Annotated in this window: 23 protein-coding genes and 1 pseudogene; 12 read left to right on the plus strand and 12 right to left on the minus strand. The window is 62.5% G+C overall.

Annotation, left to right across the window (positions count from 1 at the left end):
- Nucleotides 1-14: 14 nt before the first annotated feature.
- The 3 genes and pseudogenes from F6X39_RS31260 to shiA all read right to left on the minus strand — a co-directional run bounded on the left by F6X39_RS31260 (nucleotide 15) and on the right by shiA (nucleotide 3292).
- On the minus strand, nucleotides 15-143 hold the full coding sequence (locus F6X39_RS31260; protein WP_090809263.1) for an oxalate:formate antiporter: 129 nt from the start codon (nucleotides 141-143) through the stop codon (nucleotides 15-17).
- 10 nt (nucleotides 144-153) lie between these two features.
- On the minus strand, nucleotides 154-1557 hold the full coding sequence (locus tag F6X39_RS31265) for an OFA family MFS transporter (RefSeq protein WP_187619449.1): 1404 nt from the start codon (nucleotides 1555-1557) through the stop codon (nucleotides 154-156).
- Between the two features lie 414 nt (nucleotides 1558-1971).
- Nucleotides 1972-3292: pseudogene (gene shiA, locus F6X39_RS31270) on the minus strand (shikimate transporter).
- A gap of 373 nt (nucleotides 3293-3665) precedes the next feature.
- On the opposite strand from shiA, the gene F6X39_RS31275 reads away from it, so the two are divergent.
- The 6 genes from F6X39_RS31275 (at nucleotide 3666) to F6X39_RS31300 (ending at nucleotide 9798) form a co-directional block, all read left to right on the plus strand.
- Nucleotides 3666-3884, plus strand: coding sequence for a hypothetical protein (locus F6X39_RS31275; RefSeq protein WP_184010619.1), 219 nt, complete (start codon nucleotides 3666-3668; stop codon nucleotides 3882-3884).
- Complete coding sequence (locus F6X39_RS31280) at nucleotides 3862-4581, plus strand: GntR family transcriptional regulator (protein ID WP_187619450.1); 720 nt, start codon at nucleotides 3862-3864, stop codon at nucleotides 4579-4581. Before F6X39_RS31275 ends, F6X39_RS31280 begins: the two co-directional genes overlap by 23 nt.
- 456 nt (nucleotides 4582-5037) lie before the next feature.
- Entirely contained in the window at nucleotides 5038-6801 is a 1764-nt protein-coding gene (locus F6X39_RS31285; RefSeq protein WP_187619451.1) for a thiamine pyrophosphate-binding protein, read from the plus strand.
- Nucleotides 6802-6825: 24 nt separating this feature from the next.
- Nucleotides 6826-8073 carry a formyl-CoA transferase gene (frc, locus tag F6X39_RS31290; protein ID WP_184072562.1) on the plus strand — a complete coding sequence of 416 codons (1248 nt, stop codon included), beginning with the start codon at nucleotides 6826-6828 and terminating at the stop codon, nucleotides 8071-8073.
- Nucleotides 8074-8082: 9 nt separating this feature from the next.
- Nucleotides 8083-8898 carry a fumarylacetoacetate hydrolase family protein gene (locus tag F6X39_RS31295; RefSeq protein ID WP_187619452.1) on the plus strand — a complete coding sequence of 272 codons (816 nt, stop codon included), beginning with the start codon at nucleotides 8083-8085 and terminating at the stop codon, nucleotides 8896-8898.
- A 54-nt stretch (nucleotides 8899-8952) separates the two neighbouring features.
- Nucleotides 8953-9798, plus strand: coding sequence for an NAD(P)(+) transhydrogenase (Re/Si-specific) subunit beta (locus F6X39_RS31300; protein WP_262414880.1), 846 nt, complete (start codon nucleotides 8953-8955; stop codon nucleotides 9796-9798).
- A gap of 90 nt (nucleotides 9799-9888) precedes the next feature.
- On the opposite strand, the gene F6X39_RS31305 is transcribed toward F6X39_RS31300, so the two are convergent.
- The gene (locus F6X39_RS31305) at nucleotides 9889-10209 is read right to left on the minus strand and encodes a hypothetical protein (protein ID WP_187619453.1); all 321 of its coding nucleotides are present in this window, start codon (nucleotides 10207-10209) and stop codon (nucleotides 9889-9891) included.
- Nucleotides 10210-10305: 96 nt separating this feature from the next.
- Entirely contained in the window at nucleotides 10306-11253 is a 948-nt protein-coding gene (locus F6X39_RS31310; protein ID WP_018424728.1) for a LysR family transcriptional regulator, read from the minus strand.
- A gap of 370 nt (nucleotides 11254-11623) precedes the next feature.
- Between F6X39_RS31310 and oxlT the strand changes: the two genes are divergently transcribed.
- The 3 genes from oxlT (at nucleotide 11624) to F6X39_RS31325 (ending at nucleotide 15534) form a co-directional block, all read left to right on the plus strand.
- Nucleotides 11624-12976 (plus strand): oxalate/formate MFS antiporter, encoded by a 1353-nt coding sequence (gene oxlT, locus F6X39_RS31315; RefSeq protein WP_187619454.1) that lies wholly within the window; start codon nucleotides 11624-11626, stop codon nucleotides 12974-12976.
- A gap of 30 nt (nucleotides 12977-13006) precedes the next feature.
- Nucleotides 13007-13990, plus strand: a complete 984-nt coding sequence (locus tag F6X39_RS31320; RefSeq protein WP_187619455.1) for a LysR family transcriptional regulator — start codon at nucleotides 13007-13009, stop codon at nucleotides 13988-13990.
- A gap of 92 nt (nucleotides 13991-14082) precedes the next feature.
- Nucleotides 14083-15534: an aldehyde dehydrogenase family protein gene (locus F6X39_RS31325; RefSeq protein WP_187619474.1), complete on the plus strand. Its 1452-nt coding sequence runs from the start codon at nucleotides 14083-14085 to the stop codon at nucleotides 15532-15534.
- A gap of 86 nt (nucleotides 15535-15620) precedes the next feature.
- On the opposite strand, the gene F6X39_RS31330 is transcribed toward F6X39_RS31325, so the two are convergent.
- The 4 genes from F6X39_RS31330 to F6X39_RS31345 form a co-directional block, all read right to left on the minus strand.
- Nucleotides 15621-16598: a 2-dehydropantoate 2-reductase gene (locus F6X39_RS31330; protein WP_187619456.1), complete on the minus strand. Its 978-nt coding sequence runs from the start codon at nucleotides 16596-16598 to the stop codon at nucleotides 15621-15623.
- A 481-nt stretch (nucleotides 16599-17079) separates the two neighbouring features.
- Nucleotides 17080-17700 carry a LysE family translocator gene (locus tag F6X39_RS31335; protein WP_187619457.1) on the minus strand — a complete coding sequence of 207 codons (621 nt, stop codon included), beginning with the start codon at nucleotides 17698-17700 and terminating at the stop codon, nucleotides 17080-17082.
- Nucleotides 17701-17809: 109 nt separating this feature from the next.
- A complete protein-coding gene (locus tag F6X39_RS31340) occupies nucleotides 17810-18391 on the minus strand; it encodes a hypothetical protein (RefSeq protein WP_187619458.1) in 582 nt (193 codons plus the stop codon).
- Nucleotides 18392-18659: 268 nt separating this feature from the next.
- Entirely contained in the window at nucleotides 18660-19301 is a 642-nt protein-coding gene (locus tag F6X39_RS31345) for an IMPACT family protein (RefSeq protein ID WP_184037247.1), read from the minus strand.
- Nucleotides 19302-19414: 113 nt separating this feature from the next.
- On the opposite strand from F6X39_RS31345, the gene F6X39_RS31350 reads away from it, so the two are divergent.
- Complete coding sequence (locus F6X39_RS31350; protein ID WP_187619459.1) at nucleotides 19415-20041, plus strand: LysE family translocator; 627 nt, start codon at nucleotides 19415-19417, stop codon at nucleotides 20039-20041.
- A 111-nt stretch (nucleotides 20042-20152) separates the two neighbouring features.
- Complete coding sequence (locus tag F6X39_RS31355; protein WP_184060509.1) at nucleotides 20153-20782, plus strand: 2-hydroxychromene-2-carboxylate isomerase; 630 nt, start codon at nucleotides 20153-20155, stop codon at nucleotides 20780-20782.
- Nucleotides 20783-20798: 16 nt separating this feature from the next.
- Here F6X39_RS31355 and F6X39_RS31360 read toward each other — a convergent pair whose 3' ends face one another.
- Nucleotides 20799-21053, minus strand: coding sequence for a DUF2866 domain-containing protein (locus F6X39_RS31360; RefSeq protein ID WP_018424737.1), 255 nt, complete (start codon nucleotides 21051-21053; stop codon nucleotides 20799-20801).
- Nucleotides 21054-21394: 341 nt separating this feature from the next.
- On the opposite strand from F6X39_RS31360, the gene F6X39_RS31365 reads away from it, so the two are divergent.
- Entirely contained in the window at nucleotides 21395-22510 is a 1116-nt protein-coding gene (locus tag F6X39_RS31365; protein WP_187619460.1) for a sensor domain-containing diguanylate cyclase, read from the plus strand.
- 27 nt (nucleotides 22511-22537) lie between these two features.
- On the opposite strand, the gene F6X39_RS31370 is transcribed toward F6X39_RS31365, so the two are convergent.
- Together F6X39_RS31370 and F6X39_RS31375 are read right to left on the minus strand one after the other, a co-directional pair.
- A complete protein-coding gene (locus F6X39_RS31370) occupies nucleotides 22538-24277 on the minus strand; it encodes a peptidoglycan D,D-transpeptidase FtsI family protein (RefSeq protein WP_187619461.1) in 1740 nt (579 codons plus the stop codon).
- A gap of 316 nt (nucleotides 24278-24593) precedes the next feature.
- Complete coding sequence (locus tag F6X39_RS31375) at nucleotides 24594-26135, minus strand: methyl-accepting chemotaxis protein (protein ID WP_187619462.1); 1542 nt, start codon at nucleotides 26133-26135, stop codon at nucleotides 24594-24596.
- Nucleotides 26136-26464: the final 329 nt, after the last annotated feature.

Raw genomic sequence — 26464 nt, forward strand, 5'->3', positions numbered from 1 at the left:
ACCCCATCAGGTCATCACTTGAACAACTTCATCGCCTGCGTCAGCGTATTGATCACCCCCCAGGCAAGCGGAATCATCACATACACCCAGAACACCGCGAGCATCACCTTGTTGGTCGGATGTACGGTTTGAACGGTCGACATACGGATCTCCTCACGCGCCCTTGGCGACTTGTGCATCGGTCATGTGGTGCTTCTCATCCACACGCTTGACCAGCAGGTTGCAGATAAAGCCGATCACGAGCAGCACGGCCATGATGTGCACGGTCATCGTGTACGCGTCCGCTTTGGCGACACCGTTCGCGACTTCATATGCGCGGATGTAATTGACAAGCACCGGACCCGCTACACCCGCCGCCGCCCACGCGGTCAGGAGCCGTCCATGAATGCCGCCGACGAACGCCGTACCGAACATGTCGGCGAGATAGGCCGGCACCGTCGCGAAGCCGCCGCCGTACATGGACAGGATGATGCAGTACGTCAGCACGAACAGCGCGATCTGTCCGTTCGCGGCAAAGCTGGGCACGAAGTAGTAGAGCACCGCGCCGAGCACGAAGAAGATGGCGTAGGTGTTCTTGCGACCGATCCAGTCCGATGCCGACGACCACACGAAACGTCCACCCATGTTGAATAGCGACAGCAATCCGACGAAGCCGGCCGCAGCGGACGCCGTCACGGTGTTCTTGAAGCTCTCCTGGATCATCACCGAGGCCTGGCCGAGAACGCCGATCCCGGCCGTCACGTTCAGGAACAGCACGAACCAGATCAGATAGAACTGCGGTGTTTTCAACGCCTGATCGATATGCACGTGGTTGCGCGAGATCAGCCGGTGCTGCGTGACTTCGGGCGGCGTCCAGCCGGCCGGCTTCCAGTCGGCGGGCGGCACGCGGATCGCGAGGGAGCCGATCGTCATCGAGATGAAGTAGACGATGCCGAGCACGACGAAGGTCTCCGCGACGCCCACGCTCGTTGCGCTATGAAAGTGGTTCATCAGCGCGACCGACAACGGCGCCGCGATCATCGCGCCGCCACCGAAGCCCATGATCGCCATGCCGGTCGCCATGCCGCGGCGGTCCGGGAACCAGCGGATCAGCGTCGACACCGGCGACACATAACCGAGCCCCAGCCCGATCCCGCCGATCACGCCGTAACCGAGATATAGCAGCACGATCTGATGCAGATAGACGCCGAGCGCGGACACCAGGAACCCGCCGCCGAAACAGCATGCTGCCGTGAACATGGTGCGGCGCGGACCGACGTGTTCGAGCCATTTGCCCGCGAATGCCGCCGACAAACCGAGGAACACGATCGCGAGCGAAAAGATCCAGCCGAGCGCGGTCAGCGACCAGTCATCGGGCGCGGACTGGGTGATGCCGATCACTTTGGTCAGCGGTCCGTTGAATACCGAGAACGCATAGGCCTGACCGATGCACAGATGCACGGCGAGCGCCGCGGGGGGCACCATCCAGCGCGAAAAGCCGGGCTGTGCGACGGTGGCCTGTTTGGAAAAAAATGGGGCTGAGCCTCGTTGGCCGCCCGGCTCGCTGATGCTACTCATAAGTGGGTCTCCTTACAGTTGTTCTGTTTATCGGCGCTTCGTGCATATACCTTGAGGCGGCGGAGTGTAATTTGCGCACGCCGTCGCGTCATCGCTATATGTACTTTTATTTCATATGACCTGGATCCACGTACCCAAAATCGTGCCTGGCTCGACAATAGGACGTGGACGATGGCTTCGCAATATGAATCGGGCGGACATAAGGTGTGAACCTGGTGAAAGGCGGGTATTCTTCACGCGATCGTGCAAATCGTGGGACGCTCAGAGCCGGTTGCTCCGTACTTCCGACTAGAGCCACTATGCAAATTCGCCAATAAGCGAGCCGCGCACGACGCGCGGCACAAAAAGAAACGGGCCGGCGCGGCTTCTTCGCCGCGCCGGCCCGTCGTGTATCGACGGCGAGTTCCGCCGGTGTCAATCGATCTTGCGCCCGGTCTTCATGCGTGCTGCAACGAGTACCGAAATCAGACAGCCGATCGCCAGATACGCGGCCACCGGATGCCACGAGCCGCCCGCGAAGCTGACCAGCGCGACCGCGATGAACGGCGTGAATCCGCCGCCGACCACGCTCGCCACCTGATAGCCGACACCCGCGCCGCTATAGCGGTACTCGGTGCCGAACAGCTCGGTGAACATCGGCTGCTGGACGCTGACGACCATGTCGTGCGCGATGTTGGCAAGCATCACCGCGAACACGACGATCCATACTGTCGAACGCGCTTCGAGCGCGAGGAAGAACGGCACCGCGCTGAACACGCCGACCAGCGCGCCGATCATATAGATGCGACGGCGGCCGAAGCGATCCGCGAGCCAGGCAAAGCACGGAATCGTCACGCAGCTGAGCGCGCCGACGCCGAAGCCGATCGTCAGGAAAAACTCGCGCGGCATATGCAGGTTCGTGGTCGAGTAGCTCAGTGCGAACGCGGTCACGATGTACATCGTGAACAGCTCGGCGAGCCGCAGCGCGATGATCAGCAGGAAGGCTTTCGGATGGCGCAGCAGCGCTTCGACGATCGGCAGGCGCACACGGCGCTCGCCATGCTGGCCGACTTTCTCGACGAACTCCTGAGATTCCTCCATGCTCGAGCGGATCCACAGCGCGATCAGCACCAGTACGACGCTGAACAGAAACGGCAGACGCCAGCCCCAGCTGAGGAACGCGGCGTTGTCCATCGAGCGGCTGATCAGCGCGACGAGTCCCGTCGACAGCACGAGCCCGACGCCGTAGCCGACCTGCACGCCGCTACTGTAGAAGGCCTTCTTTTTCTCGGGCGCGCTTTCGACGGCCATCAACGCCGCGCCGCCCCATTCGCCGCCGACCGCAAAGCCCCTGGATTGCGCGCAGCGTGACGAGCAGCACCGGCGCCAACCAGCCGATCGTCGAGAACCCCGGCAGCAGACCGATCGCGGCCGTCGACAGACCCATCATCATCACGGTGAGCACGAGCATGCGCTTGCGTCCGAGCCGGTCGCCGTAATGGCCGAACACGAAGCCGCCGAGCGGCCGGAACAGAAAGCCGACGCCGAAGGTCGCGAACGCGGCAAGCGTGCCCATCGCCGGGCCGACGTTCGGGAAGAACTCGGCGTTGAACACGAGCGCGGCGACGATGCCGTACAACAGGAAGTCGTACCAGTCGACCACGGCGCCGATAAAGCTGCCGAGCGCGGCCTTGCGAGCCTGACTGCGCGCATTGCGGTGAGTGGCCACTGTGGCCTGCGGGTGGGTGGTGCTCATCGAGTCTCCTTCAATGTGATATGTGCTTTAATCGATCGCGCCGCCCGGGCAAGGCTTTCGACGCGATCGATCCGCGCAGGGAATGTCCGGAAGGTTAATGACGCGACCCGGAATTCACAATCCGCGTGATGGAGAAAATGCGCGATCATCGCTCGCGGCTGCGCGAATAGCGCGCGTTTTGCGTGTTTACACCAAGCGCCACGGAGAACCGTCGCGGGGAATGATGTGGCGAACCCACGCAGCGCGCGGCGTGCTAACGTGAAAGCAATCTTAAAAACAACAGTCATTGATATACTACATACCGAATATTGAAAAATGCGGCGTTGCAGCATATGATTGAGGGATCAATCTTCTCAATCATTCGGAGTTACACGTGGAATTCGTGCCTCTTGCGCTGTTCGCCATGGCCGTCGTTGGGTTGGGCTGTGCCGCCACCGTTCTGCTGACCGACTGGATTCCCGAATCGGTCGCTGCACCTGCATCGCAACATGGCCGCTTCGTGGGTCTGGGCGAGCAGCGCGGCAAAACGGCGGCGCCGAATCGCGCGCGTGTTCAAGCAGAGGCGATGAATGTCGTCAGAACTTCCAACTGAAACAGTGGCCACCCCCTTGACCCTGTCGTTGCAGCCAATCGGCGCGAGTGCGAGCTTGCGCGATCAGGCCTATGCGATGCTGCGTCAGGCAATCGCCGACGCGGATATCTACCAGAATCGCGAAGAAATCCGTCTCGACGAGCGCGTGCTCAGCGAATCGCTCGGCGTGAGCCGCACGCCGGTGCGTGAAGCGATGACGCTGCTCGAGCAGGAAGGCTTCCTGCGCATGGTGCCGCGGCGTGGCATCTACATCGTGCGCAAGAGCAAACGCGAAATCGTCGAGATGATCCAGATGTGGGCCGCGCTCGAAAGCATGGCCGCGCGGCTCGCCACGCTGCATGCGACCGACGAGGAAATCGGCCGCTTGCGCCATATGTTCGACAATTTCCGCGACACGATGCCGGCCGAGCATATCGCCGAGTATTCGGACGCGAACATCGCGTTTCATCAGGCGATCGTCGAGCTGTCGAAGTCGCAGATCATTCTCGACACGATCAAGAACATCTTCATCCACGTGCGCGCGATCCGGCGCATGACCATCTCGCAGAGCGACCGGGCCGCGCGCTCCATCGTCGATCATCTGCGCATCATCGAGGCGCTCGAAAAGCGCGACACCGAACTCGCCGAGCGGCTCACGCGCCAGCATTCGCTCGATCTCGCGGCGTTCGTCGAAGCCAATTGCGATTTCCTCGATTGATGGCGGCGTAGACGCTGCCTGGCTGCTGATTGCGAAAAGCCCGCGTGTGCAAGCACCGCGGGCTTTTTTGCGTGCGCGCACTTCGAGCGATGCACAGGTCGCGCGGCGGCGAACGGCAAACAAAACGAGGTCGCCGCCGCGCTGCGGGATAACCTTGCTTGACGGTCTTAAAAATATGGTATGTGATATATCAACAAGGACCGGTGTAACGCACGACCTGGTGTTTTCCCTTTAAATGACTGCCGCAGAGCCTTGTAGATTCGGCGCAAAGCTGCGGCTGGCAAGCTCGAGCAGCACAAACTTCGCGCCGTCTATGTCTCGAAATTGGCCTTGAAGAAATGTGATATATCACATACGGTCTCTTCGAAGCCGTGAGACGTCGGTGCAACCGGACGTATATCGAAGCGGACGCATCCGTCGATAACCGTTGCACATCCGATTGATGAGGAGATGACCATGTCTGCAGTTGTTTCATCCCTGAGTCCGGCCACGGCCACCACGACCGCCGACGACACGCTCAAGCAGAAGACCCGCGACGCGGGCGTCGTGTCGGGCGGCCATCTGGTCGCAAAGGCGCTGAAAAACGAGGGGGTCGACACGATCTTCACGCTGTGCGGCGGCCACATCATCGATATCTACGACGGCTGCGTCGACGAAGGCATCCGCATCATCGACGTGCGCCACGAGCAGGTCGCCGCGCACGCGGCCGACGGCTACGCGCGCCAGACCGGCAAGCTCGGCTGCGTGGTGACGACCGCCGGCCCCGGCTGCACGAACGCGGTGACCGGCATCGCGACCGCGTTCCGCTCGGAAAGCCCGATCCTGCACATCGGCGGGCAGGGTGCGCTGACGCAGCACAAGATGGGCTCGCTGCAGGACCTGCCGCACGTCGACATCATGGCGCCGATCACGAAGTTCGCCGCGAGCGTGTCGAGCACCGAGCGCGTCGCGGACATGATCTCGATGGCCGCGCGCGAATGCTTCAACGGCGCGCCCGGTCCCGCCTACCTGGAAATTCCGCGCGACGTGCTCGACCGCGAAGTCGACGCGTCGCGCGCGATCGTGCCGCGGCCGGGCCGCTATCGCGCGTCGACGAAATCGATCGGTGACCCGCGCGACATCGAGAAACTGGCGGACATTCTCGTCGATGCGGAACGCCCCGCGATCCTGTACGGCCAGCAGGTGTGGACCGCGCGCGGTCACGAGGAAGCGATCGCGCTGCTGCGCGGCATCGAGATTCCCGGCTATTTCAATGGCGCGAGCCGCGGGCTGCTGCCGCCGGGCGATCCGCATCATTTCGATCGCACGCGTTCGCAGGCGTTTGCGAATGCCGACGTGCTGATCGTGGTCGGCACGCCGTTCGATTTCCGCATGGGTTACGGCCGACGCATCAACAAGGAATTGACGCTGGTGCAGATCGATATGGACTATCGAACCGTCGGCAAGAATCGCGATATCGATCTGGGTCTGGTCGGCGATCCGGGCGCGATTCTCGCCGCGGTGCTGCAGGCCGCGAGCGGTCGTATCAAGGACGACAAGCGTCAGGCGCGCCGCCAATGGATGGCGCAGTTGCGCGACGCCGAAGCGAGCGCAACCGAAAAACTGATGCCGCTGTTCCGCTCGAACAGTACGCCGATTCATCCGTATCGTGTCGCGTACGAACTCAACGAGTTCCTGTCCGACGACACCGTTTATATCGGCGACGGCGGCGACGTCGTGACGATCTCCGCGCAAGCGGTGCGCCCGCGCCGCCCCGGCCAGTGGATGGACCCCGGCGCGCTCGGCTCGCTCGGCGTCGGCACTGGCTTCGCGCTCGCGGCGAAGCTCGCGCACCCGCACAAGGAAGTGCTCTGCTATTACGGCGACGGCTCGTTCGGCATGACCGCGTTCGACATGGAAACCGCGAACCGCTTCGGCGCACCGTATCTCGCGGTGATCGGCAACAACTCGGCGATGAACCAGATCCGCTACGGCCAGCTTGCCAAATACGGCGAAGAACGCGGCAACGTCGGCAATCTGCTCGGCGACGTGCCGTTCAGCAAATTCGCCGAAATGCTCGGCGGCTATGGCGAGGAAGTGCGCGATCCCGCGCAGATCGCGAGCGCGCTACAGCGTGCGCGCGAAGCGATTCATCGCACCGGCCGCTCGGCGGTGGTCAACATCTGGGTCGACCCGCGCGAGTACGCACCGGGCACGAAGAACCAGACCATGTACAAATAACCCTCATCGTTCAGGAGATACGACATGGCCAAGGCACTCGACGGTGTGCGCATCCTCGATTTCACGCATGTGCAATCGGGTCCGACCTGCACGCAATTGCTCGCATGGTTCGGCGCGGACGTGATCAAGGTGGAACGGGCAGGCGCGGGCGACATCACGCGCGAGCAACTGCGCGATATTCCCGACGTGGATAGCCTGTACTTCACGATGCTCAATCACAACAAGCGCTCGGTTACGATCGACACCAAGCATCCGGAAGGCAAGCAGGTGCTCGAAGCGCTGATCCAGAAATGCGACGTACTGGTCGAAAACTTCGCACCGGGCGCGCTCGACCGGATGGGCTTTACGTGGGAGCGGATTCAGGAATTGAATCCGCGCATGATCGTCGCCTCGGTGAAGGGCTTCGGTCCCGGTCCTTACGAGGACTGCAAAGTCTATGAAAACGTCGCGCAATGCGCGGGCGGCGCGGCGTCGACCACCGGCTTCGACGACGGGCCGCCGGTCGTGACCGGCGCGCAGATCGGCGACAGCGGCACGGGGCTGCATCTCGCGCTCGGCATCGTCACTGCGCTCTATCAACGCACGCATACCGGACGCGGCCAGCGCGTGCTCGCGGCCATGCAGGACGGCGTGCTCAATCTGTGCCGCGTCAAACTGCGAGACCAGCAGCGGCTCGACCGTACCGGCGTGATGAAGGAGTATCCGCAATATCCGAACGGCACGTTCGGCGAAGCGGTGCCGCGCGCGGGCAATGCGTCGGGCGGCGGCCAGCCGGGCTGGATTCTGAAATGCAAAGGGTGGGAGACGGACCCCAACGCCTATATCTACTTCATCACGCAGGCGCCCGTGTGGGCGAAGATCTGCAACGTGATCGGCAAGGAGGAGTGGGCCACGGACCCCGACTACGCGACGGCGCCCGCGCGCCTGCCGCGCTTGAAGGAGATCTTCGCCGAAATCGAACGCTGGACGATGACGAAGACCAAGTTCGAGGCGATGCAGATCCTGAACGAATACGACATTCCGTGCGGCCCGATCCTGTCGATGAAGGAAATTGCCGAGGAGCCGTCGCTGCGCAAAACCGGCACGATCGTCGAAGTCGATCATCCGAAGCGTGGCAAGTATCTGACAGTGGGCAATCCCATCAAGCTGTCCGACAGCCCGACCGACGTCGAACGCTCGCCGCTGCTTGGCGAACATACCGATGAAGTGATGGCCGAGCTCGGTTATTCGGCCGAGCAGATCACGGCGCTGCGCACGGCGGGCGCCATCTAGGAGCGAGGCATGCAGACGTGGATGCGGTTCATGTCGGGCGATGGCGGCATCGTGTTCGGCCGTGTCGAAGGCGCCTATCTGCACGAGTACGAAAGTCTCGCGCAGCCGGTGCCGACCGGCGCAGTACTGTCGCTGCGCGCATTGACGCCGTTGGCGCCGTGCGCGCCCGGCAAGATCGTCGCGCTGTGGAATAACTATCACGCGCTCGCGGCGAAGCTCGACAAACCCGTGCCCACGCATCCGCTGTTTCTGCTGAAGCCGGCGGCGTCGGTGATCGGCGCGGGCGAGCCGATCCGCCGGCCGCGTCACTACGCGGGCAAGATCGTCTACGAAGGCGAACTCGGCATCGTGATCGGCCAGCGTTGCCGCGACGTAGATGCGCAGCAGGCGGAGGCGGCGATCTTCGGCTACACGCTCGTCAACGACGTCACCGCCGCCGATCTGCTTAACGAGAATCCGCATTTTCCGCAGTGGTGTCGCGCGAAGAGCTTCGATACCTTCTGTTGCCTGGGTCCGGCCATCGTCTCCGGTTTCGACTGGCGGGCGGCGCGCCTCCTGACCGCGCTCGACGGCGCCGAGCGTCAGAACTATCCGCTCGCCGATATGGTCTTTTCGCCGGCCGAGCAGGTGAGTCTGATATCGCAGGATCTGACGCTCGAACCCGGCGACGTGATTGCGTGCGGCACCTCGGTGGGCGTGGGGTCGATCAAGGACGGTGCAACGGTCTCGATCACGATCGATGGAATAGGCACGCTGACCAATACCTTGAGCGCGGCGCAGCGCGACGAGCCACGGCGATCGGGCGATACCGCGAACGTCGGTTGACGAGGGCCGGACCTCGCGGCTCTTGCCTTTTCATCGCATCACGGAGGATCACGCATGCCGCAAGCCTGTGGAAGTGCCGTGTGGATGGACCTGTTGCTGCTGCTCGCCGCGACTGTCATCGCTGCGTTGGTTGCGGTGCTGATGGTGGCGTTGGCCGCGCTCTCGCGACGACAGTTCGGCCGACGTTCGGCGCAGCGGCATTCATGCGTGCGCGAACGCGATCTGACTCGCAGGCCCCGGATGCTTGCATTGCTTGGCAGCGGGATCGGTTTGGCGGTCGCGTCGACAGGCTTTACGCGCTACCTGTTGGCGGCGGCGCGCGAGAACAGCGAACGCATCGAACTGTTTGCAGCCGTGTTGATCGGCGCGCTGCTCTTTGCGATCTCGGCGATTGCGTTCTGCAAGCTGCGCGGCGCATTGCAACTCGAGGCGGTCGCGCGGCCGGGACATCACGTCGTCAGTCTGTTTGCACTGTTTTTATGCGGATGGCTCGGTTACGGCTTCGTCACTGAACAGGCACAGCCATTCGGACTCGCGGCATTGCTCGCGACGGGCGCGCTGGCGTTGGCAATGGGCGTGCATCTGATGCTGAGCCGCGAGTACTCGGGCGATCCCGCTCACGCGGCGAATCGCGTCAGTTGCGCAGCGCGCATGTATGCCTTCGCCGCGCGTAGCGATGGCCTGGCGATCGGCAAGCCGGGCCTGCTCGCGAACATCGAGTGGCATGGCGGGGAAGAGCAGGCGTGGGCGCTTCGCGATGTCACGCCGGCGATGATGCGCGTGAGCGCCTGTGCAGATAGTCGGGATGGGCGTGATGGTAGACGCGGCAACGGCCGCCAGCGCGACTGTGCACGCCAATGCGCGCACGAGCGGCCGGTTCATTTCACTACACGTCGCTGATCAATGATGCATGCGCCGCCAGGAGACCTGATTGCCAATAGCGAAGACGGCGGGACGATGATCCCGCCGCCCGAGTCTTTTTCGATGCTTCTAGTCGCCCACGGTCGCGGCGAATTCGCTGTAGTACTGCGTCTTCCTATGCAGAATCAGTTGCGCGAGAAAATCGGCATCGTACGCCCGATGCAGGTGGCTGTGATAGCGATCGATATAAGCGGTGATTCGCGCCAACTCGCCATTGAACTCTTTCAGCATGTCGAGCGTCGCACGGTCCCAGCGAAACCGCAGCCCAAGATCGCTGAACGCGGCATTGTAGGCGCTCAGATGCGCATCGTCGGGTTGGTCTTCGTGTTCCGCCGCCGCTGTGCGAGCGTTGCGTGTACTGATATGGGATTCAACCGGAGCGTGGTTCATGATCGGCCTCCTCGGCTCGCAAGTGAAAGAACTCGCTTGCAGCATAGAAGTCGCGATCGATTTGCAATAGTTAAAGTTTTATTGGCTTTCCATAGCCTACGGCTTATGCACGCTCAGTTCCTTCACGCGGGTGATCTTTTCGATCAGATTGGCGCCTTCCTCCATCAGGAAGCGTTTGAAGGCGACGGCAACCGGTGGCAGACGCTTGTTCTTCCGATGCACGACATACCAGTTGAGCATGACCGGAAAGGTTTCGACGTCGAGCACGACCAGATGACCCAGTTGCAATTCGAGGCTGATCGTATGGGCGGACAGAAACGCGATGCCCATGCCGGCGATGACCGCCTGCTTGATCGTCTCGGTGCTCTTGATCTCCATCGCAATCTTCAGATTGGACAGCCGGCCGGCAAAACCTTCTTCCATCGAATTCCACGTGTCCGAGCCGCGTTCGCGCACGATGAACGCTTCGTTCGCGAGTTGACTGAAGCGGATATTGCGCTTGTGCGCAAGCGGATGAGTGGGCGCCGCGACGATCACGTACGGGTGCGGCGCGAACGGTTCATTGGTCGCGTCGGTTTCGTGCGGCGGACGCACCATGACCGCGAGGTCGGTCTGATTGGTCGCCAGTTGATGAAGCAGTTCTTCGCGGTTGTGTACCGCGAGATTGAGATCCACACCCGAATAGCGACGCGTGAATTCGGCGAGAAGGCGCGGAAAGAAATAGTCGCCCGCGCTAATCACCGCAACATTCAGTTTGCCGCCGGAGACGCCCTTCAACTGGCTCATCGCTTCGTCGACTTCATGGAACTGCTGCATGATCGCGCGGCTGTAGTGGAGCATTTCCGTGCCGGCCGGCGTCAGATAGATCTTCTTGCCGAGTTGCTCGAACAGAGGCAGCCCCGCATGTTCCTCGAGTTGCCGGACCTGGGTGGAAACGGCCGGCTGAGTCAGATGCAATTCCTCCGCGGCGCGCGAAAAACTCAGGTGGCGCGCTACCGTTTCAAAGACCTTCAGTTGCCGCAGAGTTGCATTGCGCATCGTCATGGTCGATGTATAAGGAAACGTGAATCAACATAATAACAAACTTTAATTATGAGTAATTCAGCAATGACCCTAGCATGAAACGTATAAGAAGCCGAATAGCCGCTGTAATACGCGGGTTAACGCATAGATATGTGGTGTGGCGGACTCAATAGCGGGGAATAACCTGTAATGCTTACCGGCTGAAGCGTGGTTCTGGTCGGAATAAAGCAAGAATTTTATAGAAGACGAGTTCGGGATCTGCGGAAACACAAAAAGCGTCAATTGAGATTTTTCCCGAATAGCGAGGTTATCGGGCCATAACGATAAGGCGGGACACATCCAGCGCGGCGCGTAAGCCGGCTGCACTAAATAAATAGTGGAGACAAGGCTCATGAACGATATCACCCAGCAATCGACGACCCGTATGTCCTGGCGTAACCGATGGTGGCAACTCGTCATCGGCATGGTATGCATGGCGCTGGTGGCGAATCTGCAATATGCGTGGACGTTATTTGTGGCCCCTATGCATGCGCGGCATCACTGGAGCGAGGCGTCGATCCAGCTCGCGTTCTCGATCTTCATTCTGACGGAGACGTGGCTCGTGCCGTTCGAGGGCTGGCTCGTCGATCGATTCGGGCCGCGCCCGGTGGTGGCAGCCGGCGCGGTATGCGCGGGTTTGTCGTGGATTCTCAATTCGCATGCGACCACGCTCGGCATGTTGTATTTCGCCGCGGTGATTGGCGGGATAGGCGCGGGCGGTGTGTATGGAACATGCGTCGGCAACGCGCTCAAATGGTTTCCCGACCGGCGCGGTCTCGCCGCGGGTTTGACGGCCGCGGGCTTTGGCGCAGGCGCGGCGCTGACGGTGATTCCGATTGCGAACATGATTACGCGCCGCGGCTATGAAGAGGCGTTCCTGTTCTTCGGCATCGTGCAAGGCGTCAGCATTCTGCTGCTCGCGATGCTCCTGACGCGGCCGATCTTGCGTCAGCCAGGGGTACGTAAGAGCCGCTTCGCGGTGTCGAAGGTCGATTTCACCTCGCGCCAGATGATCAGAACGCCCGTATTCTGGGTGATCTACGCGTCGTTCGTCGCGGTCGCGGCGGGCGGCTTGATGGCGACCGCGCAGATCGGCCCGATCGCGAAAGACTGGGGCATAGCGCGCATTCCGATGACGGTCTTCGGCGCGACGTTGCCGCTGCTGACCCTCACGCTGTCGATCGACAATATCTTCAACGGCTTGACGCGTCCGCTGTCCGGCTTCATCTCCGACAAGATCGGCCGTGAAAACACGATGTTCGTGGTCTTCATCGGCGAGGGGCTCGCGTTGCTCGGCATGATGCAGTTCGGCAGCAATCCGTATGCGTTCATGGTCTTTGCCGCGCTGATCTTCCTGTTCTGGGGCGAGATCTTCTCGATCTTCCCGGCGACTTGCGCCGATACGTTCGGCAGCAAGTACGCGGCCGCCAATGCCGGCACGTTGTACACCGCGAAGGGCACGGCCTCGTTGCTGGTGCCGATCGCGTCCATACTCGCGGCGACGGGCGGCTGGAGCCTTGTCTTCGTCTTTGCCGCCGTCATCACGATCGCAGCCGGCATTTCCGCGAAGTTCATCCTCAAGCCGATGCGCGCGCGTTGGATCGAATCGCACAACGAACCACCTCAGGGCGCGCTGGCCGTCGCGGGTCATGGCAATGGCAATGCGTCGCGAATGAGTCACTGGCCCGAACAGTCTGGCGAATAACGTGAGCGTCGCGCGCCCGGAACCGACGCCATGAATGTTTCGCTGCAGCAGCTCAAGGTATTCGTCGCGGTCGCGCGCGAGCGCAGTTTCACGCGCGCGGCGCGCGAGTTCGATCTGACGCAGTCGGCCGTGAGCCGTTGCGTGCGCGAACTGGAAGACGCGGTCGAATTGAAGCTGTTCGATCGCACGACACGCCAGGTCGAACTGACGAATGCGGGTGCGAGTCTCGAGAGAAGAATTGGCCGGCTGCTCGACGAAATCGAGTTGACGCTTCTCGAAGAGCGCGCTGCTTATGACGGACACACGGGCGTCGTCTTATTCGCGAGTAATCCGGTGTTGTCATCGGGCTGGGTGCCGCAGGCTTTGGCGCAGTGCGCGTCGGTTTTTCCCGAGCTGGTCGTATCGGTCAAGGATCAGCCTCAAAGCAGCGTACTGGCCAGTGTCGAGCAGGGCGAGGTGGATTTCGGCGCGGTCTGTGTGACTGTACCTGTCGATAGTCCTCTACTGCACGCGCAGGTACTTTTCACTACGCCACTGCATGCGGTGCTTCCATCCGCGCATCCGCTAGCGCGGCAAGACAGCATCGGATGGCACGCGTTGCGCGAATGTCCGCTGATAACGCTGAATGCCGATACTGGCGTGCGTGCCGCGCTCGCCCCGGTACTCGCCGCGAACGGATCGAAGCGCCGGCCGTTGCAGGAACTCGGACACGTTGCGACGGTAGCGCGCATGGTCGAATTGGGACTGGGTGTCGGCGTATTGCCCGTCGATGCGCATTGGCCTTCGCCGGGCGCTTCGTTGGTGAGTCGTCCGCTCGTCCCCGAAACGGCATTGACGACGGTACTCGTGCACCGCAGAAATCGCTCGCTTCGTCCCAATGCGGCTGCTGCGTGGGCGCAGTTCGTTGCGTCGACGACTGATCATTCGCCGATCGCGAACGAAGCGCCTGCCGCAGCCGCGACGCCAAGCTTCAACTGGCGGTCCGTGCGGCAAAGCCTGTTGCCGGAACCTTAGACAGGGGCCGACCAAAAAGCTTGCGCGACGCGCGGCATTCGATCGATGCGCCGTCAGTCAACCACATAACGTCCTACTCAAGGAGCTTCATGATGGAAATCCAGACCGATCTCAGGCACCATGATCTGCTGATCGACGGCAAGCGCATGCCGTCAGGCACCGGGGAATATTCCGTCGACATCAACCCCGCGACCGAAGAGCCGATCGCACTGGTGGCGCAAGGCAGCGCCGCCGACGTCGATGCCGCGGTGCGCGCCGCGCGCGGCGCATTGAAAGTATGGAATTCGATTCGGGCCGCCGAACGCGGGCGCATCCTGCAACGTCTCGCGGGCCTGATGCGCGAGAACATGGAAGAACTCGCCGCGCTCGAAAGTCTCGACGGCGGCAAGCCGATTGCCGCGGTGATGCGTCAGGACGTGCCCGCCGCGATCGATACCGTCGAATACTACGCAGGCTGGTGCGACAAGATCAACGGCCAGGTGGTGCCGACGCGTCCCGATGCATTGACCTATACGTTGCGCGAACCTGTCGGCGTGGTCGCCGCAATCGTGCCGTGGAATTTTCCGCTGATGATTGGCATGTGGAAGATCGCGCCCGCGCTTGCATGCGGTTGCACGCTGATCGTCAAGCCTGCCGAGATCACGCCGCTCACCGCGTTGCGCATCGGCGAGCTGGCACTCGAAGCGGGAGTGCCGCCGGGCGTGCTCAACATCGTCACCGGCAAAGGCAGTGTGGTGGGCGACGCGATGGTCTCGCATCCCGGTATCGACAAGGTCACGTTCACCGGTTCGCCTTCGGTCGGACGAGGCATCCTGCAGGGCGCGGCGGGCAACTTCAAACGCGTGACGCTGGAACTCGGCGGCAAGTCGGCCAACGTGATTTTTGCCGACGCGAATCTCGACAATGCGGTGCGAGCCGCGGCGTCGGGCGTGTTCTTCAATACGGGGCAAGTGTGCTCCGCCGGGTCGCGGATACTCGCGCATCGCGACGTGTATGACGAAGTGGTCGAGCGTCTGGCCACGCGCGCGAAGTCGATCAAGGTCGGCGACCCGTCGCTGCGCGAAACGTCGATGGGACCGCTGATTTCGGCCGCGCAGATGAAGACCGTATTGAGCTATGTCGACACGGGACGCTCGGAAGGCGCATCGCTCGTGACGGGTGGCGCGCGCGTCGGCAATCGCGGATTTTTCGTCGAGCCAACCGTGTTCGCGAATGTCGAGCACGAAATGCGCATTTCGCAGGAAGAAATCTTCGGGCCCGTGGCGAGCGTGATCCGTTTCAACGACGAAGCGGACGCGATCCGAATCGCCAATGGCACGTCGTACAGTCTCGCGGCAGGCGTGTGGAGCGCTGACTTGAGCCGCGTGCATCGCGTGGCGCGCGACCTGAAGGCGGGCACGGTGTGGATCAATACCTACGGTTATACGGACGTGCGTTTGCCGTGGGGCGGTGCTGGCGATTCGGGCTTCGGTCGCGAGCATGGCGATGTCGCGATCGAGAACTTCACGGAACCGAAAGCGGTGTGGGTGGCGATCGATCAATAACGTCCAATGTGAAAAAAGGATCGGATGCGTGGCATCCGATCCTTCAGGTCGTGTTGCAAGACGAAAAGGAATTGACGAGTACTCGGTCAATTGCCCTGTAAAGCCATCTTCTCGCGCAATTTGATCAGTGCGAGCACGACGTCGATAGTGGGTGTCGGTTCGGCAACGAGTCGCCCCATTTCCTGCACGACGGTCAATAAAGGATCGATTTCCATCGGCCTGCGGTGCTCGAGATCGACGAGCGTTGATGTCTTGTGCGCACCGACCGCACCCGCGCCATCAATACGCCTTTCCACATCGACGCGAAAGTGCACGCCGAACTGATCCGCGATTCGCTTCGCTTCGAGCATCATCGTGCGTGAGACCGCGCGCGTGCCCGGGTCACTCGTGAGCACATCGAGCGTTGCATGCGTCAATGCGCTAATCGGGTTGAAGCACAGATTACCCCATAGCTTGAGCCAGATTTCGTCGCGAATGTTGTCGCGAATCGGCGCTTCGAAGCCGGCCGCCTGCATGATCTCGTGCAATTGCTGAATGCGCGGGGTGCGCTCGCCACTGGGTTCGCCGATGGGAAACTTCTTGCCGTACACGTGTTTGATCACCCCCGGTTCGACGATCTCCGCCGCCGGATAGAGTACGCAGCCAATCGCGCGCTCGGGTCCGAGCCTGGTCCATTGCGAACCGTCGGGGTCGACGCTCGTCAGCCGAGTGCCGGCAAAGCGCCCGCCGTGCTGATAGAAGTACCAATATGGAATACCGTTCACGCCGGTAACGATCGCCGTGTGCTTGCCGAGTAGCGGTTGCATGGAATCGACCACGCCAGGCAGCGAATGCGCCTTCAGCGTCACGATGACGAAGTCCTGGACGCCGAGTTCGCCTGGATCGGACGTGCAGCGCACCGGCGCGCTGAACGTTTCGCCATCCATGATGAGGCGCGCGCCGTGTTCACGCATCGCGGCCAGATGCGGGCCGCGCGCAATGAAGCTGACGTCCGCGCCGGCGCGTGCCAATTGCACGCCCATTAAACCGCCAATCGCTCCCGCTCCGAAGATGCAGATCTTCATGATGTCGCTCCGTGACGATGAAAAAGCCGTTCGCCCAATGCCGCATTGCAGTCATTCGCGGCCGGTCACGATTCGAGCATAAGGTGGCGCGACGAATGCTGATAGTTAAAGTTTCTCCGTCGATGTATTAGTTATTCGTTATGAAAAGACCGCGATGTGAATGCTGCTTCGACTGTCGGAGAGCCTAGGGCCTGTTCACGCTAATAGCGGGCTTGCGAACGTGCCTTTCCGCGCGTAGTGCAAGGAGAGAGGAGCGCCGTTTGGCCGAGCCAAACAAGCGACGACCGACGCCGCAATACGGGCGGAAAGGCACGTTCCCCTGTTTTAAAAAAACCTTCCAGGGGCTGGCCGCCAGAAGGGCCGATCGCCGCGTCATGCTCCTTGCGAATACGTCGAGTATTCGCTGCGTCGCAATCCTTGCGCTCGGCCCTTCTGGCGGCCAGCGCAAGCCCGTTATTAGCGTGAACAGGCCCTCGATACCTCAGCCGCGCCGAACCAGCAGAAAACTCACGCCGATCGCCGCGAGAAATCCGCCGCAGCAGCGATTGAACCAGCGGCGGATCTGCGCGCGCATCAGCCATTTGCCGAGATACATGCCGGCCCACGAATACAATGCAATCGCCACCCATTCGAGTACCAGAAAGCTCGCGCCGAGCGCGGCGAATTGCGGCAGTATCGGCTGCGCGACGTCGACGAATTGCGGCAGGAACGCGGTAAAAACCAGAATCGCCTTCGGATTGCCCGCCGCCACGAAAAACTCGTGCCGTGCGATGCGCGAGAGCGCGGCCTCCTGGGGGTGCGACGTATCGATTGCGGGTGCGTCGCTGCGCCACAACTGGATCGCGAGCCAGATCAGATAAGCGGCGCCCGCGAGTTTGATCGCCAGAAAGATCCACTCGGACGCATGCAGCACGACCGCGAGACCGGTCGCGGCGAGTGCGAGCATCATCGCGAAGGCGAGCAGCCGGCCGCTTCCGCCGACGAACGCTTTCATGAAGCCATGACGCGCGGCCACGTTGATCGAAAGCAGGTTGTTGGGCCCGGGTGCGAGGTTGATGGCGAAGCAGGCGGGTAAAAAGAATAGCCAGGCGGTAAGGGACATGACGGCTCGCATTCCGAACGGGAGATCACGATGCATCGCGCGGAGGATCGCGCGCGATGCGTTACCGGGATTGTAGCGAAACCGCGCCGCGCCTCGGCTGGCCGCGTGCTCAGTTCACCGCCTTGATAAAGCCTGGATCGCCAATCAATGTATCGACGCTGAGCTTGACCGTGTCTTCGATCGCGATCGTGTTGCTGGTGAATTTCGGCGACTTCTGCTTCACGGTGCGCGTGGTCGTGTACATGACTTTTTGGGTCGCCGCATCGATAACCACGTAGTGCATCTTCAGCGTCCACAGCGCCGGCGAGCGCGTATCGTCCACCGTGAAGGTTTCGATGCTGCCGCTGAGCACGCGTTTGTTGTCGTCGATACGAAAACCGGCCACTCGCAGGCTATTCGCGACGCCATTGCGCACCACGAGGCTGACGTCGTCCTTCAGCACGAGCCCGGTCATCCCGGTATTTTCGATGCGGTTCGGCGAGATATGACCGTCGCGCGCGGGCAGATACGCGAAGTCGCGTGCAGGGGCGATGCTGAGCGAGCCGGTGCCGTGGGTCTTCGTGTGCGTTGCGCTGGCGCTGCTGTTCAGGCCGAACCATGACCACGAGCACGCGGACAGCAGCGTGGGCAGCAGTATGGCGCCGCAGCCCTTGAGCACGACGGATCTCAACGGCGAACGCGCAGCAGCCATGCGGGAGAAAGCGGCGGTCGAAGTCAGAGGAGTTGCCCTTTTCAGTGGAGTCATCCCGGTGAAGAACAGCATGGTAGCAGCGAACCGGACCGTCGAACCTTCAAACGGGCTCCGGGCGCTCCTTGCCGATCCGGGCAGCAAGCCTCGCATCGGGGCTGGCAGCCCGCCCATCATAACGGGCCGCGTTAGCGATGGACGTCGAGGCCACGCCCGAAGCGCTTTCGAGATGTTTTCGGAATTGCCCGCGTCAGGCCTGGACCTGAGCCGTTCAAAAAAAGCCCGCCTTTCCTTGCGTGATATCGATCAGCGTTGCCTTGGCGTCGTCGAGTGCGTTGGCGGGCACGCGCATCGTCATTTTCACCAGCATGCCGTAGGCGCTGTCCACGAGCGCATAGCCTTCGGCGTCCATCCATCGACGGACTTTGGCTTCGTCGGCATAACTCACTTCGACGCCCAGCAACACCTGGGCAATCCTCTCGACGCGCGGCGCGTCGAGCAGCGCGGACGCGATCGCATCGGTGTACGCGCGCACCAGACCGCCCGCGCCGAGCTTCACACCGCCGTAATAGCGCACGACCGCCGCAAGCACGCCATCCAGATCGTGATGCCGCAGTACTTCGAGAATCGGCCGACCGGCGGTACCGGACGGTTCGCCGTCGTCGGACATGCCGGACTGGCCGCCCGCGAGCAGCGCCCAGCACACATGCGTCGCGGCAGGATGTTCGTCGCGCAGACGCTGCAATTCGGCCATCGCGGCATCGCGATCGGCGACCGGGATCGCATGCGCGATGAAGCGGCTCTTGCGAATCTCGAGTTCCGCGCTCAGTGGCGCGGGCAGGGTATAGGTGGGCAAGGCGGAAACGTCGGTGGATGAAAAGAAGCACGCGGTAGGCGGCGCGATGTCCGTCATGGTAACGGATCGTCGGTGCCAGCGAGGCGCAAGGGCCGCTTCGCGGCTTCGCCTACAATGGTCCGCTGAACGCGCGCCCATCATTTCGACCCCGCGCGTCGCAAGGAGACGACATGCTTGACCTATCCACGTTGGGGACGTTCGTTGCCGTCGTGCTCGGGCTCTTTCTGATTCCAGGCCCGGCCGTGCTGCTAGTTTTGACGCGCACCATGCACGGCGGACGTAAAGCCGGCATTCTGACCGGTCTCGGTATCGCAGCTGGTGATTTCGTGCATACGCTGGGCGCCGCGGTTGGCCTCTCCGCGCTGCTGATGACGTCCGCGCTGGCCTTCAATGCGGTGAAATTCGTCGGTGCCGCGTATCTCGTCTATCTGGGCATTCGCGCGTTGCGCGAAAAGCAGGCGCGTGCGCACCTGCCGGTCGTCGCGCCGGTGTCGGGTTCGAAAGCGTTCTTGCAGGCGATTCCCGCCGAAGTGCTGAACCCGAAGACCGCGCTGTTTTTCCTTGCGTTTCTGCCGCAATTCGTGCGCCCCGAACATGGCTCGACGTTTCTGCAGTTCGCGACACTCGGGCTGATTTTCGTTGCCATGAGCGCGCTTTATACGACGCTGATCGTCCTGACGATGCGGCCGCTGGGCAAACTCGTGAAGCGTTTGACGTGGTTGACGCGCTGGCAGAACAAGCTCATCGGTGTGCTGTTCATTTCGCTCGGCCTGCGCGTGGCAGTGCAAACACGCTGAGTCCGGAAGCGCGCGTTCAGGACGGCGCCAGCAGCATCAGCGACTCAACGACGCGACTGTTAAGCATTGCAAGGCCACGATGCCATGGCACGCGCGATTCAGGAGACAGCGATGAATGAAGACGCAACTTCGACGGCGCGCGCAATCGAGTTCTGGTTCGACTTCGGCAGCAACTACAGCTATCTGAGCATGATGCGGATCGAAGCGTTGGCGGCCGCGCGCAACGTGACGATCGTCTGGCGGCCGTTTCTGCTCGGTCCGGTATTTCGCCAGCTCGGTTTCGACAACTCGCCCTTCGTGCTGCAGAAAGAAAAAGGCGCGTACGTGTGGAAAGACATGGAGCGTCAATGCCGCAAATACGGCATTGCGCTCACGCGCCCCAGCACGTTTCCGCGCGCTGCGCTTCTCGCGATGCGTGTCGCGCTGCTGGGTGCGAACGAGCCGTGGATCGGTGCCTGGTGCCGCAAGATCATGCAGTTGAATTTCGTCGACGACCGCGACATCGGTTCAATCGATGTCGTCAGTCACGCGCTCGACTCGCTTGGCTTACCGGCGCAGAGCGTGATCGACGCCGCGCAAAGCGACGCGAACAAGCTCCGCTTGCGCGAGCAGACCGAACGGGCCATCAACAAGGGGATTTTCGGTGCGCCGACGTTTTTTGTCGGCGGGGAGATGTTCTGGGGCAATGACAGGCTGGAGGACGCGTTGGACCACTGCGACGCGATCGCGGCGCGTCATTGAACGTCAGCGGGAGCGCTTAATCAGCCTGCTGGCAGAAGCGCCGACCCGGCACGTGAGAGACCACGGCCTGGGCGATTTCGAGCGGAGTACTTTCGGCGGGAACGACGCGACGGCTCGATTCGGGCGCGTGCTTCATCGTCCATTCGACGAGCCGGTATGAACGGCCCCAGGGCGGTTGCAGCGGATCGGAGACCTTGCAGGAGTGAATCTGGCGAGTCCATTCATGGCCGGGCATCGCACGCAGGTGTTCGACTACCATCTCTTCAACCATGATTTACCTCCTTCTTGTGCGCGTAACCGTTTCGGTCGCACTTCTGGCACCCCTCAAGAAAAAGCGCCGCCGATGTTCTGGCGGCTCAACAGGGGATGTGCCACATACTTGCAGGGAACAATTAAGCGAAACTTAAGAACCGCAATCATTACGCAAACGGATCTCATTGCGTGTAAGCGAGTGCAAGTGAATGCAAGCGGGAGCTGACAACAGTGGGCATGAACGCTGGCAGGCCGGCCGACACGTCGCGAGCCTGCCCTCAAGACCCCGGCGGATCGGCCGTTATCAGTAGAGTTGGGGCGTCGACCCCGCTTCGCCTTCAGGGCCGCCTTACTGATACCGTGACGAATCTCGCCCAAACGCCGCTTTCCGAGCGCCTTCGCTCGCTCGTCGACACCGTGCAGCACAACGAGCGCACGTTGCGCCGCTTCCAGAACGTCGAGTTGCGGTTGATCGGCGCGCAGGATTTCGCATCGTTTCTCGATACGTTGTTCAGCCATCTGCCGCGGGAGTTCTCGCTCGCGAGCGTGGTGCTGTGGCTCGATGAGCGCGTGCCAATGCTGCTCGAACTGCTCGAGCCGGGCAACCTGCGCGCGCTCGATCATGCGCAGCTGAAGACGTCGCGCGAGGGCGGTCTCGTCGCGAAATCCTTGTGCGAAGGCGATCGGCCGTGGCTCGGCCGCCCTGGCGAACTCGACGACGACACGCGCCGCGCGTTCTTCGGTGCCGCGCCAGCTCACGTGCCGGCCAGCGCGATCCTGCTGCCGCTCGCCGCGGGCACGAGCGTCAGCGGCTATCTATGCCTCGGCAGCGACGACCCCGCGCGCTTCGGCGCGGGCATGGCCACCGACATTCTCGAGCGCTTCGCGAGCATCGTCACCGCGAGTCTCGACAACGTCGCGCATCGCGAGCGGCTCAGGCAGCTCGGCATGACCGATTCGCTGACCGGCCTCGCGAATCGCCGCTATTTCGACGAACGGCTGCGCGAGGAGTTGATGCGCGCGGCCCGTTATCGCATGCCGGTCGCATGTCTTTTCATCGATATCGACGGTTTCAAGCGCATCAACGATAGCCACGGCCATCAGACCGGCGACCGCGCGCTCGCGGCGGTCGCCGCCTGCGTGCGACAGCAGGTGCGGCTTGGCGACACCGTCGCGCGCTACGGCGGCGAGGAGTTCGCCGCGCTGCTGCAAGGCGATCGCAGCGACGCGTTGACCGTCGCGGAACGCGTGCGGCGTGCGGTCGAGAATCTCGACGTGCGCGACGAGCACGGCGAGCTCATTGCATTGACCGTGTCGATCGGCGTGGCCGGGCGCGTGGTCGCCGGCAGCCCGGCCGAGGCGATGTCGCTCGGTCAGGCGATGATGGACGAGGCCGATCGCGCGATGTATCAGGCCAAGCGCAACGGCCGCAATCGTATCGAGGCGCAGGTCGATGCGCTCGATGAGCAGGGCTGATCGACCGTAACTAACACTAACTACGCGTCACACTCCTGCCGCATCCGGCGGCACCCCGAGCAGCTGCAACGCGCCGCCCATCACGCCGCTGAACACCGGTCCAGCGACCGTGCCGCCATAGAACGCCTTGCCAGCCGGATCGTCGATCATCACGGCGACGATCAGGCGCGGATCGCTCATCGGCGCCATGCCGACGAACAGCGCGCGGTAGCGGTTCTTCGCGTAGCCCGCGCCGATCTGCTTGCGCGCGGTGCCGGTCTTGCCGCCGACGCGATAACCCGCCACGGTCGCGGCGCGTCCGGTGCCGCCGTGGCCCGTGGCCATTTCGAGCATGTTGCGGATCGCGCGCGCGGTGCCGGGCGTCGTGACCGATTCGCCGCGGTCGGCGAACGACGCGGGGCCGTCCGCGTCGAGCGGCTCGCGCAGCAGGCTCACGCGCCTCAGCGCGCCGTCGCCCGCATAGGCGGTGTAGACCTGCGCGATTTGCAGCAGCGATACCGACAGCCCGTAGCCATACGCCATCGTGGCCTGTTCGATCGGGCGCCAGCGTTTATATGGCCGCAGCTTGCCGGCGGCCACGCCAGGGAAGGGCAGCTCGGGCTTCAGACCGAGTCCGTATTGCCGATACTTGGTCCAGATCGTCTCGGCCGGCAGATTCAGCGCGAGCTTTGCCAGCGCGATATTGCTCGACTTCTGCACCGCCTCGGCGACCGTCATCGCGCCATGATTCGACGTGTCGTGAATCACGGCCGGGCCGATCCGATACCAGCCGGGCGCGGTATCGATGATGCTCTGCGGCCGCACCTTGCCTTCGTCGATCGACAGTGCGACGACCAGCGGCTTGATCGTCGAACCCGGTTCGAACGTGTCGATCACCGCGCGGTTGCGCAGCTGCCGGCCGGACAGGTGCGTGCGGTCGTTCGGATCGAAGCTCGGGTAGTTGGCGAGCGCGAGGATCTCGCCGTTGCGCGCATCGAGCACGACCACGCTGCCCGCTTCGGCGCGGTGCTGCGCGATCGCGGCTTTGAGTTGTGTGTATGCGAGTTGCTGGATGCGCCGGTCGATCGTCAGCTGGATCGTGGCGCCGTTGCGCGCGGGCACGAGCGGCCGCGTCTCCGAGATCACGCGGCCGAGCCGGTCGCGGATCACCTCGCGGTGGCCGGGCACGCCTTGCAACTGCGCATCGGCGGCGAGTTCGACGCCTTCCTGGCCGTTGTCCTCGATGTCGGTGAAGCCGACCACGTGCGCGGCCGACTCGCCCTCGGGATAAAAGCGTTTGGTGTCGGCGATCTGCGTGATCCCGGCGAGCCCGAGGCGCGACAGATGCTCGGCAGTGTCCGCATCGACCTGGCGCTTGAGCAGCACGAAGCTGCGCTCGCCGTTCAGACGCCGACGCAGTTCCGCGAGCGGCAGATCGAGCAGCTTTGCCAGCGGCGCGAACGCGCTTTCGTCGACGAGCTTCGGCGTGGCCCAGATTTCGTATGTGGCGAGACTGACCGCGAGCATCGAATCATTGCGATCGACGATCCGGCCGCGCGTCGCGTCGAGTTCGAGCACGCGCTGATAGCGCTTCTGCCCTTGGTCGACGTAGAAGTCCTGATTCACGACCTGCACCCAGAACGCGCGGAGCGCGAGCGTCGCGAACGCGCCGAACACGAGCAGCACGACGAACTTCGAGCGCCACGCGGGTAGTCGCGCATCGAGCAGCGGGTTCTTCGCGGCTAAGGCATAGGGATCGGACGACGGCGGTTTTTTCTGGCGGATCATGGCGGCGGGCAGCGGACCTCACGTACTTTCGATTGAACGAGGCCGCCAAAGCCACGAGGCCTGGCGGCAAGGACTGTCGCCGGGCCGATTGTAAATAAAACGTAATTTAAATGCGAGGAATGTGAAAGGAGGCGCGTTCGAGCTGGAGCAAAGGCGAGCCGAAGCTTGATCACGAAAAGCCGCGCGGACTTGCAAAATCCGCGCGGCTGATTCGTTCGATTGATGCGTCGACTCCGACGCGGCGTGTTGAATAGGCGCTCCCTGCCTGTGGGGCGCCTTCTTTTTTCGCGCCCGTTGCGGACGCGGCGGGGCAAGCTCAAGCCGGCAACGCGAAACTCGCAATCGCGTCGCGCAACACGCCGACCTGGTCCTTCAGCGAATGCGCGGCGGCCGCGGCCTGTTCGACCAGTGCCGCATTCTGCTGCGTGACCTGATCCATCTCGCCGACCGCGCGATTGACCTGTTCGATGCCCGCGCTCTGCTCGCGCGACGCGTGGCTGATTTCTTCGAGGATCTCGTTGACCCGCCGCACCGACTGCACGATCTCGCCCATCGTCGCGCCCGCGTTGGCGACCAGTGACGAGCCGGTCTCGACGGTATCGGTCGAAGTTTCGATCAGCGCCTTGATCTCCTTGGCGGCCGTCGCCGAGCGCTGCGCGAGGCTGCGCACTTCGGCCGCGACCACCGCGAAGCCACGGCCCTGTTCGCCGGCGCGAGCCGCCTCGACGGCGGCATTCAGCGCGAGGATATTGGTTTGGAACGCGATGCCGTCGATCACGCCGATGATGTCGCCGATCTGCCGCGAGCTCGCGGTGATCTCGCCCATCGTGCGCACCACGTCGTCGACCACGCGGCTGCCGCGTGTCGCGACGTTCGCTGCGTCGCTCGCGAGTTGCGCGGCCTGGGTCGCGCTGTCCGCGTTCTGCTTCACGTTCACCGTCATCTGATCCATGCTCGACGCGGTTTGCACGAGCGCCGCCGCCTGCTCCTCGGTGCGCTGCGACAGGTCGGTGTTGCCCGCTGCGATTTCGGTCGCGCCGACGTTGATGTTCTCGGTGCCCTGGCGCACTCGCGAGACCGTGTCGACGAGTCCCGCCTGCATCGTGCGCAGCGCATGCAGCAGGCTGCCGCTGTCGTGCGGCTCGACCGGCACCGGCGTCGCGAGGTTGCCTTGCGCCATCAACCGGGCGTGCTCGACGGCCACTTCGAGTTCGCCGCCGAGCGAGCGGCGGATGCTGCGCAGCACGACCAGCATCACGACCGTAGAGAGCGCACCGAGCGTGACGGTGATCGCGAGCCAGCGCAGCAGGCTGCGGTAGAACGCGCTTTGCACGTCGTCCATGTACATGCCGGTCACGAGGTACCAGTCCCACGGCGCGAAGTGCATCGAGTAGCTGGTCTTCGCGACGGGCTGCTCGCTGCCGGGCTTGGCCCACAAATAATCGACGAAGCCGCCGCCGTCGTGATCGCCCGAGTTGACGATATCGACGAACAGATGATTGCCGGCCGGATCGGTGAACTGCGCGAGGTTCTTGCCGATCAGTTCGGGCTTGATCGGATGCATCAGCATGACCGGCTGCGAGTCGTTGATCGACAAATAGCCGTCCTTGCCGTAGCGCATCGCGCCGAGCGTCGCGAGCGCCTGCTTTTTCGCGTCGTCCTCGGACAGCGCATGCTGCTGGGCGAGCGAGTAGTAGTGGCCGACGACGTGGTTTGCCTCTTCGATCAACGAGCGCAATTGCTCGCGTCGGTCCGAGATCATCGATGCGCGGTTCTGCCACGCGCCGAACGCGCCGATCAGGATCAGGCCGACCCACAGAACGGCGATCATGGACGCCAGTTTTCGGTTCAGAGTCATAGCGATGGGAATAGGCGTTTTGGCCAGTAAGGTCCATTGAATTGCGGTCGGATACCGCTCGCTGTGTTTACGGCGCGAAATGGCATTGATCGAGGCAGGGAAAACCCGCTGTTCGACATCGCTATTCGTCCGATTAATGGGTGGATTTATTGAATGTTTTAGCGGCGTTCCATGCGCGCAATTCGAAAAAGACTTTTTGTGCATATTCAAGAATCTGAATTAACTGGCGATTATCGGTAAATCGCAGCGATTGAAAAATGCGCGAGAAAATCGATATGAAAGATGCCGGCGCTGGTCTACGTAAAACCTGCTGAGCCCAATCCAGGAAG

This window comes from Paraburkholderia sp. UCT2, assembly GCF_014397665.1.
GTDB classification, from domain to species: Bacteria; Pseudomonadota; Gammaproteobacteria; order Burkholderiales; family Burkholderiaceae; genus Paraburkholderia; species Paraburkholderia tuberum.

Coding starts and splice junctions, on each gene's coding strand:
- F6X39_RS31260 (WP_090809263.1), bottom strand. CDS start 143: ATGTCGACCGTTCAAACCGTACATCCGACCAACAAGGTGATGCTCGCG.
- F6X39_RS31265 (WP_187619449.1), bottom strand. CDS start 1,557: ATGAGTAGCATCAGCGAGCCGGGCGGCCAACGAGGCTCAGCCCCATTT.
- F6X39_RS31280 (WP_187619450.1), top strand. CDS start 3,862: ATGTCGTCAGAACTTCCAACTGAAACAGTGGCCACCCCCTTGACCCTG.
- F6X39_RS31285 (WP_187619451.1), top strand. CDS start 5,038: ATGTCTGCAGTTGTTTCATCCCTGAGTCCGGCCACGGCCACCACGACC.
- frc (WP_184072562.1), top strand. CDS start 6,826: ATGGCCAAGGCACTCGACGGTGTGCGCATCCTCGATTTCACGCATGTG.
- F6X39_RS31295 (WP_187619452.1), top strand. CDS start 8,083: ATGCAGACGTGGATGCGGTTCATGTCGGGCGATGGCGGCATCGTGTTC.
- F6X39_RS31300 (WP_262414880.1), top strand. CDS start 8,953: ATGCCGCAAGCCTGTGGAAGTGCCGTGTGGATGGACCTGTTGCTGCTG.
- F6X39_RS31305 (WP_187619453.1), bottom strand. CDS start 10,209: ATGAACCACGCTCCGGTTGAATCCCATATCAGTACACGCAACGCTCGC.
- F6X39_RS31310 (WP_018424728.1), bottom strand. CDS start 11,253: ATGACGATGCGCAATGCAACTCTGCGGCAACTGAAGGTCTTTGAAACG.
- oxlT (WP_187619454.1), top strand. CDS start 11,624: ATGAACGATATCACCCAGCAATCGACGACCCGTATGTCCTGGCGTAAC.
- F6X39_RS31320 (WP_187619455.1), top strand. CDS start 13,007: ATGAATGTTTCGCTGCAGCAGCTCAAGGTATTCGTCGCGGTCGCGCGC.
- F6X39_RS31325 (WP_187619474.1), top strand. CDS start 14,083: ATGGAAATCCAGACCGATCTCAGGCACCATGATCTGCTGATCGACGGC.
- F6X39_RS31330 (WP_187619456.1), bottom strand. CDS start 16,598: ATGAAGATCTGCATCTTCGGAGCGGGAGCGATTGGCGGTTTAATGGGC.
- F6X39_RS31335 (WP_187619457.1), bottom strand. CDS start 17,700: ATGTCCCTTACCGCCTGGCTATTCTTTTTACCCGCCTGCTTCGCCATC.
- F6X39_RS31340 (WP_187619458.1), bottom strand. CDS start 18,391: ATGGCTGCTGCGCGTTCGCCGTTGAGATCCGTCGTGCTCAAGGGCTGC.
- F6X39_RS31345 (WP_184037247.1), bottom strand. CDS start 19,301: ATGACGGACATCGCGCCGCCTACCGCGTGCTTCTTTTCATCCACCGAC.
- F6X39_RS31350 (WP_187619459.1), top strand. CDS start 19,415: ATGCTTGACCTATCCACGTTGGGGACGTTCGTTGCCGTCGTGCTCGGG.
- F6X39_RS31355 (WP_184060509.1), top strand. CDS start 20,153: ATGAATGAAGACGCAACTTCGACGGCGCGCGCAATCGAGTTCTGGTTC.
- F6X39_RS31360 (WP_018424737.1), bottom strand. CDS start 21,053: ATGGTTGAAGAGATGGTAGTCGAACACCTGCGTGCGATGCCCGGCCAT.
- F6X39_RS31370 (WP_187619461.1), bottom strand. CDS start 24,277: ATGATCCGCCAGAAAAAACCGCCGTCGTCCGATCCCTATGCCTTAGCC.
- F6X39_RS31375 (WP_187619462.1), bottom strand. CDS start 26,135: ATGACTCTGAACCGAAAACTGGCGTCCATGATCGCCGTTCTGTGGGTC.